The 12105-nt window shown below is 38.9% G+C and carries 12 protein-coding genes and 2 pseudogenes; 6 read left to right on the top strand and 8 right to left on the bottom strand.

What is annotated here, in order from left to right; translation table 11 throughout:
• Positions 1-303: 303 nt before the first annotated feature.
• The 4 genes and pseudogenes from LGZ99_RS22115 to LGZ99_RS22100 all read right to left on the bottom strand — a co-directional run bounded on the left by LGZ99_RS22115 (position 304) and on the right by LGZ99_RS22100 (position 2450).
• On the bottom strand, positions 304-372 hold the full coding sequence (locus LGZ99_RS22115) for a hypothetical protein (protein ID WP_390894049.1): 69 nt from the start codon (positions 370-372) through the stop codon (positions 304-306).
• 161 nt (positions 373-533) lie between these two features.
• Positions 534-986 carry a DUF6392 family protein gene (locus LGZ99_RS22110; protein WP_262979611.1) on the bottom strand — a complete coding sequence of 151 codons (453 nt, stop codon included), beginning with the start codon at positions 984-986 and terminating at the stop codon, positions 534-536.
• Positions 986-2173: pseudogene (locus LGZ99_RS22105) on the bottom strand (S-type pyocin domain-containing protein); the annotation flags it as partial. The pseudogene LGZ99_RS22105 and the gene LGZ99_RS22110, both read right to left, overlap by 1 nt.
• A complete protein-coding gene (locus LGZ99_RS22100; RefSeq protein WP_262979610.1) occupies positions 2163-2450 on the bottom strand; it encodes a hypothetical protein in 288 nt (95 codons plus the stop codon). The gene LGZ99_RS22100 and the pseudogene LGZ99_RS22105, both read right to left, overlap by 11 nt.
• Before the next feature lie 387 nt (positions 2451-2837).
• Here LGZ99_RS22100 and LGZ99_RS22095 point away from each other — a divergent pair, with 387 nt between their 5' ends.
• From LGZ99_RS22095 to LGZ99_RS22070, 6 genes and pseudogenes are all read left to right on the top strand, one after another.
• Entirely contained in the window at positions 2838-2984 is a 147-nt protein-coding gene (locus LGZ99_RS22095) for a hypothetical protein (protein WP_262979609.1), read from the top strand.
• A 282-nt stretch (positions 2985-3266) separates the two neighbouring features.
• A complete protein-coding gene (locus LGZ99_RS22090) occupies positions 3267-3848 on the top strand; it encodes an SPASM domain-containing protein (protein WP_262979608.1) in 582 nt (193 codons plus the stop codon).
• A gap of 3 nt (positions 3849-3851) precedes the next feature.
• Complete coding sequence (locus LGZ99_RS22085) at positions 3852-4721, top strand: pepsin/retropepsin-like aspartic protease family protein (RefSeq protein WP_262979607.1); 870 nt, start codon at positions 3852-3854, stop codon at positions 4719-4721.
• Positions 4722-4724: 3 nt separating this feature from the next.
• Complete coding sequence (locus LGZ99_RS22080; RefSeq protein ID WP_262979606.1) at positions 4725-5942, top strand: HlyD family secretion protein; 1218 nt, start codon at positions 4725-4727, stop codon at positions 5940-5942.
• 2 nt (positions 5943-5944) lie between these two features.
• The gene (locus tag LGZ99_RS22075) at positions 5945-6892 is read left to right on the top strand and encodes a cysteine peptidase family C39 domain-containing protein (RefSeq protein WP_262979605.1); all 948 of its coding nucleotides are present in this window, start codon (positions 5945-5947) and stop codon (positions 6890-6892) included.
• Between the two features lie 110 nt (positions 6893-7002).
• Positions 7003-7898 (top strand): annotated as a pseudogene (locus LGZ99_RS22070) (ATP-binding cassette domain-containing protein).
• Positions 7899-8096: 198 nt separating this feature from the next.
• Here the strand turns inward: LGZ99_RS22070 and LGZ99_RS22060 are convergent.
• The 4 genes from LGZ99_RS22060 to LGZ99_RS22045 all read right to left on the bottom strand — a co-directional run bounded on the left by LGZ99_RS22060 (position 8097) and on the right by LGZ99_RS22045 (position 11707).
• Positions 8097-8228 carry a hypothetical protein gene (locus LGZ99_RS22060; RefSeq protein WP_262979602.1) on the bottom strand — a complete coding sequence of 44 codons (132 nt, stop codon included), beginning with the start codon at positions 8226-8228 and terminating at the stop codon, positions 8097-8099.
• A 786-nt stretch (positions 8229-9014) separates the two neighbouring features.
• Entirely contained in the window at positions 9015-9482 is a 468-nt protein-coding gene (locus LGZ99_RS22055; protein WP_262979601.1) for a DUF6392 family protein, read from the bottom strand.
• 81 nt (positions 9483-9563) lie between these two features.
• On the bottom strand, positions 9564-10025 hold the full coding sequence (locus tag LGZ99_RS22050) for a DUF6392 family protein (protein WP_262979600.1): 462 nt from the start codon (positions 10023-10025) through the stop codon (positions 9564-9566).
• Positions 10025-11707 (bottom strand): S-type pyocin domain-containing protein, encoded by a 1683-nt coding sequence (locus tag LGZ99_RS22045; RefSeq protein WP_262979599.1) that lies wholly within the window; start codon positions 11705-11707, stop codon positions 10025-10027. Before LGZ99_RS22045 ends, LGZ99_RS22050 begins: the two co-directional genes overlap by 1 nt.
• Positions 11708-12105 lie beyond the last annotated feature (398 nt).

The raw sequence follows: 12105 nt of genomic DNA, 5'->3' as shown, positions 1-12105 counted from the left end.
ATTAACCGTTTTATCCCTTTTTTATTGCCTTATTTTTTATGGTTTTCTTCGTAAAATAACCAGCGAGAAAGTGCCTTAATACCCATCTGGTCGGATAGTACTATTTTACGCGCGGATTTCTTTTTAACTCTATATTAATGGTTTATAACTCTCGATTAAATGCAATTCACTTTCCTTATGAAAAGTTGTATTTATTGAGTTAAATCTGTCCTTGATATAAAAACTTTAATAGGGTTAGTGCAATTTATTTTAAATTCATCCCCTCACTATAAAACGCTAGCCCCTCTATTTTACCATTTATAATTAAATAACCTCATCACCCGGAAAACCATTTGGTTTGGTTTTATAAAGAATTAATCCCTTATCAAAAATTTCCTGATAAGTTTTCCCTAAACAATCAAATAGCTTATATGTTAATTGTCATCAATCAATACCCAAGATCTCATATAAAATGGAACAAAAGCCAATATTAAGAGCGGATAGTGGCTTAGTAGTCACTATCCATTGATGATAGTATGTAAAAATACCCTTTTTCAGATAGAGTTGAAAGTGAGTGCTCTTACTCGATAATAAGAATCATAAATAAAAATAACTTCCACATTCGGATAGAGTTTTATACGATTTATATAAGCATCGTACCCACCAATAACACCTATAACCGGTGCTTCTATCATATCTTTGGTTGCCGTAGGTTCCCCATATTTAGCTCTTACCGTTGCCTTATCCATTAAAGGTAAAAATGGAGGTGGTAAATCACCATTATATTCATCATGATCACCATGTATATCAATCAGAATGAGCTGGATTGAATTCAATTGCCTGGATTTAGAATCAAAAACTAATGTGATTCCTTTTTCAGGTTCACAATTAAACGATTCATCTCCTTCAAAATGAAACCTAAATATCCCTTTAGGTATCTCGCCATTTTCAACTAACGTTTCAGCGGTATTTCCAAGATATTGAATCAATTTCGTAATATCAGTCACTATTTATACCACCCTTGTTCTTTATTCAGTTGGTGTAATTCTTCTCGTGCCTTGTTCAGCTGTTCATCTGTATAGCCTTCTTCCCGTAGGCCAGGAACCTGAGCATCAAAATTACTGTCTATCGCAGCCCCAATATCTGACGCGTCTCTAACCTGTTTCTCCTTTGTATTTCTACCTTTATAAGTTTCACTGTAACCCCTATGAATCCTATGAGGGATAGCTATGGATACACCGCTATTGAGTATTTTATCTATGTCTTTATCTGTTGCAGCCTGACCCAACTTATCTTTTAGAAACAACTTCAATGCCGCCTTAGACGGAATATGATCGATATCCATCCCATCGTTACGACTGCGTCCGGCCAGATCATGATATTCCCCCACTTCCAGCGGCTTCACCGGCGGCATATTCGGGATCGGGAAGATCAGAATATAATCGCGGAAATCCTTTTCTTCCGGCATCGGCAACGATTCAATATCACTGCCCACTTTTTCCGGGATTGGTAACACAGTGATTTGCGACGGAATAAACGGCCGTTCTTCATTCCCGGTATGGGCTGGAACCTGAAACTCCTGTTCGTTCAGCGTCCATAATATCGTTGACCGATTTTCTCCCGGCTCCCAGAATTCATAGTTACCCGTGGTCCGATTCAGTGTCATCATACGAACCGGCACTTTATCCAGACCACTTTCCGGGCCGACGTGATACCCCTGAACCGTCATCCTGCCGCTTTTTTCATCTCTTATCCAGCGGAAACGCACACGCGTCGGGGCTTTGCCAAACTGCTCGGCAATCTCACTAAGGCGATAGCGGTTTAAATAATCTTCTTCACCTTCATTCAGCTTCGGTGAATAAAACAATCCCATTAACCCGACCGTCAACGGATTTGGGGCCGCCAGCCAGCGCCCGGAGCTGGCAGCGCCACCGCCAATGTAACGCATCACCAGCGCTTCCCCATCCGCGGCCACGCTGCGGGTAGTGGCTGCTACGGCTGTAGCAGCGGCTTCAACCTGCGCTTTTCCACCACGAAACCACCGCTTATACCACGGTAATTTTTTATCCTGCGGTTTATCCGGCTCTGGCGGGTGTTTCTTGCCCTGGGGAGGCAATTCAGGCTTTTGCGCCGTTACCGGAGCGGGAGATGACGGCACCTGATATATCCCCATTCGCCCGAAGTTATTCGCGGGTACTGATATCCCGGGCAAGCGTCATCTGAAGCCAATGGGCTTTATGCGAATGTGAGGCAAACTGTAAACGAGACCCATCATGAACAACCAACGCATAAGCATGGGAACTTTGAGCGATGCCCTGTCGGGCCAGCTCAATCATCGGCTGATTGAGCTGGCTAAATGAAATACGGTCATTATTAAGAAACCGCCAAACAGCCCGAGTGGTGGCAACGGTGATCTTTTGGGTACTGACGATATCTTTAATCGCCGGCGCAAGGAAAGCGGCAGGATTCATAGGTTGTTTAACCAAAGATTGATATCGACGTTTGAGCCGGACATCAAGCCTGGCGATAGAAAAGTTGAAAGTATACTGAACATCAATACTATTTTTAACGACAATTGTGTAGATACCTATGCTCTACCTGCGGGGGAAACTGCTTAGGTTTAGCTATTTTTAATATAATGCCCCAAAAATCGTCCCATTAGGAATACCCTACAATAAAGTACTTACATCGGAAAAACTTGCGTTCATGTACTGTAGATCTGCGCAGTAATGGCGTTCACTACTTACAAATTGCTCAATTTTGTATTTTTTTGTAAAAAAATATTTGCAAATGTTTATCTTTCGTGTGAATTTTATAAGGTATCAATTCCGATACAGTAAAAAGAAGGATTCGAATAAATGTCTAAGTTAGCTAAAGAAATCAAAGAAAATAAAGCTACTGTAACCACAAAAAAGAGTGCTGATCAGAAGGCAATGGCACAATCACTGCTCGACGATGTTTGTGGTGGTGGCGACCGTTGGTTGAAATGGATTAGGAACCACTAAAGTAAGTAACAAACTAATGCAACGTTAATTGACGATGAATGGATAGATATTTTTTCAAAGTATAATATCGGTGTCAGCGTATCCATTGATGGCCCAAAACACATTAACGATAAGAATCGCATTGATAATAAAGGGAGAGGTACTTATGATGCAACTGTTTCTGGGCTTTTTAAGATACAGTCGGCATGGAAGGATGGAAAATTACCCAGCGCTCCAGGTGTTTTATGCGTAGCTAATCCAAACGCCAGTGGCGCAGAAGTTTATCGCCATTTTGTAGATGTTTTGAATTGCAAGAGCTTTGATTTTCTTATCCCTGATGAAAGTCATGATAATTGCAAAAATCCTTATGGTATATCTGATTTCTTTTGCTCGGCCGTAGATGAATTTTTTTCTGATGCAGATAAAAAAATCATTGTAAGATATTTTTATGCAACCATTCAAGGGATGTTAAACCCAGGAATATTCCATGTTGCAGGAATGGGAAAAATGAATAATGATATTGTTGCTTTTACAATGGGATCCGAAGGTAACATCTATGTAGATGACATTTTACGGTCATCTAACGATGATATATTTACGGCAATTGGAAACGTCAACGAATTAAGTCTAAATAACGTAATTTCCTCGTGGCAGATGCAAAAATACTTTGAAATTGGTAATGATTTACCCAAGGAGTGTAATGAATGCGTTTGGAAAAATATTTGTGGAGGAGGGAGTCACATCCAAAGATATTCTAAAAAAGACGGTTTTAATAGACGTACTGTATTCTGTCCATCCATTAAAAAAATATTAAGTAGAATCGCATCACATTTAATTTCCTCTGGTGTAAATGAAGATTTTATTGCTAAAAACTTGGAGTGTTAACTAATGATAAAGACAATTTTTGTTGCTTTGTTTTTCTCATCATTCTCTTATGCATCTGAGAAATTACCGATATTAAATATCCGATATGATGATAATGGGCTTCCAATTGTTGATGTAACAATCTCAAACCGTTATCACACGTTAATGTTGGATACAGGAAGTAGCAAAGGATTGCATTTATACAGTTATGAAATAGAAAAATTGCTTTCTGAACCTGATTTAATATCAATGGAAAAACAAGCCAATATAAAACTGAGTGATCTATCTGGAAGAATCTTTACTGTTTCAAGATGGATGATTTCAGAATTATTAATTTCAAATATTTCATTTAATAACATAGAGTTAGTTAACCTTATCCCGTGGGGGTTATCAATAGGTGATACAAGAAAAGATCCTGAGTCCGAGGTAATCGGACTAGGTGCTTTCAAAGAACAAATGGTACTCTTAGACTTTAAAGATAACAAGTTGCAGATTCTTACAAATCAACATTACGACATGACTTCATGGCATTCTTATTACTTTAATTTAACGCAATCAGGAATTTCTTTACGTGCTGAGATAAATGGAATTCCGTTAAATATTATTCTTGATACTGCGGCAACACATTCAATTATATTTTATAACAGCGTTCCAAATGATACTAAATTCAAAAGCTGTAAGTTGATCGATAAAACAGCATCAAATCTAGATTACAATACCGTTTCCGTTGATTTAAATGATTCCAGACGAGATAAAAAAAATATTATATCTATAGTCATCAATCAAAATATGCCAAAAGATATCGATTTTGATGGGTTATTAGGAATGGATTTTTTACGAGGTCATAAGATTATTTTAGATATGCCTAATGAAAAACTTTATTTAAGTAGATAAGAAATGAACGAGAAAGAATCAATTTTTCGTGAAGAAGCCCTCAGCTATAAAGAAAATTCGTGGTTAGGGGACTTTTCCATTTCAGTTCCTTCAATACTTCCAGTAGCAGTATGGATCTCGATAGGAGTTCTGATTATTGCAATTGTAATTTTATTAACCAATTACGCCCAGAGAGTCCCTGCCATTGGACAAGTTTTATACTTTCCGGCTGCGGCTGAATCTGTTTTTAATCAAGATGGAGTGATTTCAAAGATAAAAGTACAGCAAGGAGATTTTGTTAAAAAAGGGGATCTGATTGCGACGGTATATCATGATATTATGTACGAAGGCGGGGGCGTTAATATAACATTACAAGAAAATGCAGAAAAACAGATAAAATCACTAAAAAAACGTAAGGAAGAAAAAGGAAAAGAACGTGAGAATGAAAGATTACGTTTGATAGATAGAATTAGTATAAAGAAACAGGAACTATCTGCAATTAAAAAAGCTCTTTCCTCAGAAACAAAAAGGAGTGAAAACCTAAAAAAAAGGTTAGTTTTTTATCAAGATTTGCGTAATCAAGGGATAGCTGTAGAGTCTGAAAAAATAGAAAGAGAAAACGATTATCATAACTCCCTTTCTCAAATAGATATACTTAACATTAACATAGAACGCACAATAGGTGAGGAACTTCAGTTAGTTGACGAACTTGCACGTTCACAAACCATAGAGAAAGAGGAGATTATATCTATTCAACAAGAAATAATGAGATTAGAACAGCAAGTAATTAATTCTTCTGCGACAGTTGAATCGCGAATCATAGCACCAATAGAAGGTACTATAGCTTCAATGAAAATATTTGAAGGAGAGCGGGTTAACACCGGAGGAATTGCAGCTGTAATTGTTCCTAACGGAGCTAAACCTTTCATTGAAATATTAATACCGCCTAATGCTTTACCAGATGTAAAAGTGGGGCAAACAGTTATGATGCGTGTTGCTTCTTTACCTTGGGAGTGGTTCGGTAAAGTGCCTGGAAAAATTACATCAATTAGTAACAGTCCTGATTCCCTATCAGGTAAAAACAGACGTTTTCGAGTTGTAGTTCTCCCTGATGCAAACGGGCGAGAATTACCAACAGGAGTAGAAGTTGAGGCCGACATTTTAACCACCCGGCGACCGCTTTGGGAATGGATTTTCTCTCCAATTAAACAAAATATTATAAGAGTGGGATCTGAGGGATAGATATGTTTTTTAGGCGAAAAAAAATACCGGTAATTTTACAATCCGAAATTAGCGAATGTGGGTTAGCCTGTTTGGTTATGCTCGCAGGGTATTTTGGGAAACGAGTCGATCTAGCCGCAGCCCGTTCGATTCATGAAGTCACTATGGATGGAATGACACTTCGTAATCTCGTCAATGCATTTGAACAAGTAGGGATGACCTCCCGTGCTTCTCGTGTTGAGATAGAGGATTTACATACTATAACACGACCTGTTATCCTTCACTGGTCTTTTAATCATTATGTTATTTTGATTAAAGTCAATCGTAAGGGTGCCATAATTCACGATCCAGCTATAGGTCAACGTTCTATATCTCTTAGGGAACTTTCAGATAAATTTACCGGAGTTATATTGGAAGCATGGCCTATAGAAACGTTTAATAAAGAACCTCTGGAAATTAACGTCAATGTGAAAGACTTATTCAAAGGTATAAGTGGATTAGGAAAAATCCTTTCTGGCGTGCTTGCCATTTCCGTTGTCATTGAACTCCTATCTATCTCAGTTCCAGCAGCAACACAATTTACCATCGATACATTAATTCGTTCAAATGATATTCAAGGTATATATTCTTTATCGATTGTTGTTATCTCGGCATTGCTAGCTAAATCATTTTTTTCGGTGATTAGAGCTATAACACTAATGAATCTTAGATATTCGTTAGGGGTTAAGTGGGCGGAAATGTTTTTCAATAGAGTCGTTAGTCTTAAGCTCCCTTTTTTTATAAAAAGACATATAGGTGATATTTCATCAAGATTTCAAGCTCTTTGTGCAATCCAAGAATCTTTTGATTCAAATATGATATCATCAGCTCTAGATGCTATTGTTGTATTTATATCTATAGTTGTTATCATTAACTACTCTCCAGTTTTAGCAATCCCTCCTGTTTTTTTTCATTATTTTACGCAGCGATAAGGATTGGTTTATTCAATAAATTCAAGACATTAAAGAATGAAACGATTATCCATGAATCCATTCAACAATCACATTTCATTGAGTCTATCCGTGCAATAACAGCAATAAAAATGTTGAATCTCGATGTGTTACGCCGTCGGGAGTGGGTTAATTATGTTGTTAATTCCACTCGTTCAGCAAATAGAACATTCAAAATGGACTTGTTTACCAATACACTAGGAATTCTTCTTCAAGGGTTATCAGGGGTTTTTATATTAACCACTGGCGCAATTTATTTCGACTCTGGATTATCAACAGGTGCACTTTTTGGGGTGATGTTATATGGTGATATGATTGTTTCAAGAGTAATTAAGCTATCGGATGCTCTTTCTGAGTTTTTCCTCATTTCCATGCATTGCCATCGTTTAACTGATGTGGCTGTTTCTCCTACTGAATCTGAAGGTGGAGAAAAATTTGGAAGTAATATAAGTGGTTCTATCATCATTAAAAATCTAGCCTACCGTTACTCACAGAATCAACCGTATATTTTTGATGGAATTAACCTTGAAATATTACCTGGCGAAAGTGTAGCTATTGTTGGTGCATCTGGATGTGGAAAGTCAACTTTGTTGAATGTCTTAGCTGGTCTTTATGAGCCAACTAATGGTGAAATACTTATAAACGGGAAAAATATATCATCAATAGATAAAAAATCTCTTCGGCAGAAGATTTCTTTTGTAATGCAGGATGATAAGTTACTGTCAGGGACAATAAAAAAAATATCACTAGCTTCTCCGAATCTCCTAACGACGAAAGAATGGAGGAATGTGCATCTTATGCCGCAATTGATGATGAGATAATGAAATTACCTTTAGGATATGAAACTAAAATTGGTGATATAGGCAGTACTCTTTCTGGAGGTCAAAGGCAAAGAGTAGCTATAGCTAGAGCATTATATCGGCACCCTTCTATATTGCTACTTGATGAAGCAACTAGCAATTTAGACATTAATAACGAAAAAAAATAACGAAAGCAATAAATGCTCTTTCTATTACACGTGTTTTTATTGCACATCGTCCTGAAATGATTAAATCTGCAGATCGAATATATGATTTAGATTTAAAATCATGGGTTAATAAAAATAGCTATAGTGAATTAAAATAATAGTAGCAGTCAGCCCCCCTTCTTTCCCCACGGGTAAATTACCCCCTAAGGACATAGGTATCTACACACGCCGAACTGACCCAAGACACTGACGATTAGCCGGGTCAGTTCCTCTGCCGAGTATTCCGACAACAATTGTAACGTATTTAGCAACAGTGATAAGCGCGCCAGAATGGCCGGTGCGCTTTCTCATCTCCCCGTTTCTTTTATTTGATAAGCAGGCTTTAAACTGTTATTAAAAGTCATTTTTTAACTTATGGTTTTAATCGGTATAAAGTTTTAATCGTTGTTTTTTCCCCTTTTAACGTCTGCTTTTTGTTAAGTTTAATCATCATTGGATATTGTATTTTACGTTTAACCAATACTAATTATATCTATTTTCTATCTTTACTGACTCTGTTTTTTTTGGATAATCAACCCCTTTTCCAGGGCTTAAATCCTGTCAGATTAACCGTTTTATCCCTTTTTTATTACGCTATTTTTTATGGTTTTCTTCGTAAAATAACTGGCGAGAAAGCATTTTAATACCCATCCGTTCGGATAGTGTTATTTTACGCGCGGATTTCTTTTCAACTCTGTATTAATGGTTTATGATTCTCGATTAAACGCAATTCACTCTCATTTTGAAAATTTGCATTTATTGAGTTAAATCCGTACTTGATATAAAAGCTTTAATAGGGTTAACGTAATTTATTTTAAATTCATCCCATCACTATAAAACACTAGCCCCCTCTTTTACCATTTATAACTAAATAACCTCATCATCCGGAAAACCATTTGGTTTAATTTTATAAAGAATTAATCCTTCACCAAAAATCTCCTAATAAGTTTTCTCTAAACCATTAATTAACGCTTCAACATTAACCGCCATTATTTATCTAACTCCTATTCTTGGTTAAACCAATTCATCTGCGATTTTGTTTTTCAAACCACTCGCAAATGAATTGGCTTTTAAAAATAACCTCCCATCCATTGTTGATTACCAAAGTACTTCTGATGTGGATAAGAATGCAATTGACTTTACTTGTTCCAATAGATCGTAATCAACCTGCATACTGGTTGGTATCCGAAAATCCAGTAGCGTATACAGTTCCGTCCAACCAACATCTTTCTTGAGAAATTTTCGCGGCGGAAGAGCCTTTTCTGGCTTACCAAACTGCTCATGAACCCATTCCCTAGTCATTAAAGGCTTCAAGGGAGAAGGTAATTCATTAGGGAATTGGTATGAAGGTCTCTTCTGATCAAGCAAAAAAAGCTCTACAGCAAATAAAATCTTACCATCTCTTTTAAAAGCTAAATGCATACCTTCTTTAGCCATATTCAGAGTAATATCTGGATCTCCTGGGTATCCTGTTGGTTTAGTTTTATAAGGGATCAGCCCTTTATCAAAAATTTCCTGATAAGACTTACCCAAACAATTAATTAATGCTTCAATATTAACCGCCATTATTTGTATAACCTCTGCTCTTGGTTGAACTTATGCATCTTAAACCTGGATTTTCAAGTTTCCCGCAGAAAAAGATTATATTTACCGTTCAAAAACCAGTCCCCTAATACGCAAATCAGCTAAATATAGGACACGAATATTTGTATTAGGGTACATAGAGTCAAGTTTTCTAATGTAGCAATCATGTCCACCTACAACACCAATAACAGGAATTTTTGTTTCCCCTGAAGCAACATCAGGTTCGCCCATCAACGCTCTGACAGCCGTTTTATCCATTGACAACGTAAATGGGGGCGGCATTTCTCCATAATATGTTTCACTACTGCTAGAACCGCTAGAAACACTGATTAATGTAAATTCAACTGATATCAATTTTCTTGATTTATCATTAAATACCAAGATCAGGCCAGATTCAGGCTCATAATTAAACGTATCAGCTCCTTCAAAAAGATATTCAAATTTTTTATCAGAAATAAGCTGCTTTTCAACTAACTGTTCCACTGTTTGTCCCAGGCTTTTAATCATTGCTGTAATATCTACCATTATTCATACCACCCTTGTTTTTTATTCAACCGATGAAGTTCTTCCCGCGCTTTATTCAACTGCATATCGGTATAGCCTTCTTCCCGTAAGCCGGGAACTTGGGCATCAAAATTACTGTCTACAGCCGCTTTCAGATTCATCGAATCTTTTATCTTTTTCTCTGGTGTATTCCGTCCACCGTAAGTTTCACTATATTTTTGGTGTATTCGCTTAGGAATCGCAATGGAAGCACCCTTTTTCAAAGAATCTTTAATATCTTGCTCTTGAAGTTTTCCTCCGTATGCTTTTATTAAATATTCCCTTAATGCCGCCTGAGACGGAATATGATCAATATCCATCTCATCATTACAGCTGCGCCCAACCAAATCATGATATTCCCCCACTTCCAGCGGCTTCACCGGCGGTTTACTCAGATACACATACACCGGCGGCATATTCGGGATCGGGAAGATCAGAATATAATCGCGGAAATCCTTTTCTTCCGGCATCGGCAACGATTCAATATCGCTGCCCACTTTTTCCGGGATTGGTAACACAGTGATTTGCGACGGAATAAACGGCCGTTCTTCATTCCCGGTATGGGCTGGAACCTGAAACTCCTGTTCGTTCGGCGTCCATAATATCGTTGGCCGATTTTCTCCCGGCTCCCAGAATTCATAATTACCGGTGGTCCGATTCAGTGTCATCATACGAACCGGCACTTTATCCAGACCACTTTCCGGGCCAACGTGATACCCCTGAACCGTCATCCTGCCGCTTTTTTCATCTCTTATCCAGCGGAAACGCACACGAGTCGGGGCTTTGCCAAACTGTTCGGCAATCTCACTAAGGCGATAGCGGTTTAAGTAGTCCTCTTCACCTTCATTCAGCTTCGGTGAATAAAACAATCCCATTAACCCGACCGTCAACGGATTTTGGGCCGCCAGCCAGCGCCCGGAGCTGGCAGCGCCACCGCCAATGTAACGCATCACCAGCGCTTCCCCATCCGCGGCCACGCTGCGGGTGGTGGCTGCTACGGCTGTAGCAGCGGCTTCAGCCTGCGCTTTTCCACCACGAAACCAGCGTTTATACCACGGTAATTTTTTATCCTGCGGCTTATCCGGCTCTGGCGGGTGTTTCTTGCCCTGGGGAGGCGGTTCAGGCTTTTGCGCCACTACCGGAGCCGAAGATGACGGCACCTGATATATCCCCATTCTGCCAAAGTTATTCGCGGGTTCAGCCTCGGTTCCCGCATCCGTACAGCCTTTGCCCCGCTGGCAGGATTTCGTAAACACCGCTATCGGCGGTGGAGGAGCCTGCGTCACAGGCGGTGGACCGGGCTGAACGCTTCCCGCCGCCTTCACAGGCGAAGCGACATTCTGCCCCGCCATATTAGTGGGAGCAACAGCCCGATCAGCAACCTCCTCCTGCTTCTCATAGCTGTCCATCACGGAATTAATCAGCCGGGCCCGACAGGGGCAAGTGCTGACACTATCTAATGTGCCCGCCAATCGCCGCCCCATGCTAAACATGCTGGGTACGCCCCCGGCAATCATGTAAGTACCGGAATGTTTACCGCAGGTGACGTGATCCCCTTCACGCGCGGTTGCCCGCCCGTTAAATGTGATGGTCTGGTCACCGGTGATAATGATTCCACCACAGGTCGTTTTATCACCAACGAGCAGATAATAGCCTTTTGCCATTCTATTGATTTCCCCATTGGTTTACAGTGCGAAGAGTGGGTCTAACTAAATTGGTCATCATATTCTTACCACTTATAGGTTAATAGATAATCAATAGTGCAATGAATTTAACTTCAAAAGATATAGGAATATTCCGAAAATTGAAGAAATTAGCTTGATTGATTTTAGTAATTCATCATGTTTATTAACATATTAAACACAATTTTTTATCAAAAGTGGACGTCACGAATGAATTTAAAATCAATGGCGACATCAGTTTTACGCACTACATGATGTTTGAGAAGGCATATCAAACTGACAGGATTGCACGGTAAGTTTTCTCAAATGCTGACCAAAAGACCGGCACTTTGTCATTAATGTGAGATGTATTTGCTATCTGTCCATCATCACCATTAACA

The sequence above is a fragment of the Photorhabdus temperata genome (assembly GCF_025384845.1).
Lineage (GTDB): Bacteria > Pseudomonadota > Gammaproteobacteria > Enterobacterales > Enterobacteriaceae > Photorhabdus > Photorhabdus temperata.
This window is presented reverse-complemented; position numbering and strand designations above follow the sequence as displayed.

Bases quoted from the DNA above. Each gene is read 5' to 3' on its own strand.
- LGZ99_RS22100 (WP_262979610.1), bottom strand. From the start codon at position 2,450: ATGAATCCTGCCGCTTTCCTTGCGCCGGCGATTAAAGATATCGTCAGT.
- LGZ99_RS22095 (WP_262979609.1), top strand. From the start codon at position 2,838: ATGTCTAAGTTAGCTAAAGAAATCAAAGAAAATAAAGCTACTGTAACC.
- LGZ99_RS22085 (WP_262979607.1), top strand. From the start codon at position 3,852: ATGATAAAGACAATTTTTGTTGCTTTGTTTTTCTCATCATTCTCTTAT.
- LGZ99_RS22080 (WP_262979606.1), top strand. From the start codon at position 4,725: ATGAACGAGAAAGAATCAATTTTTCGTGAAGAAGCCCTCAGCTATAAA.
- LGZ99_RS22075 (WP_262979605.1), top strand. From the start codon at position 5,945: ATGTTTTTTAGGCGAAAAAAAATACCGGTAATTTTACAATCCGAAATT.
- LGZ99_RS22060 (WP_262979602.1), bottom strand. From the start codon at position 8,228: ATGAGAAAGCGCACCGGCCATTCTGGCGCGCTTATCACTGTTGCTAAA.
- LGZ99_RS22055 (WP_262979601.1), bottom strand. From the start codon at position 9,482: ATGGCGGTTAATATTGAAGCATTAATTAATTGTTTGGGTAAGTCTTAT.
- LGZ99_RS22050 (WP_262979600.1), bottom strand. From the start codon at position 10,025: ATGGTAGATATTACAGCAATGATTAAAAGCCTGGGACAAACAGTGGAA.
- LGZ99_RS22045 (WP_262979599.1), bottom strand. From the start codon at position 11,707: ATGGCAAAAGGCTATTATCTGCTCGTTGGTGATAAAACGACCTGTGGT.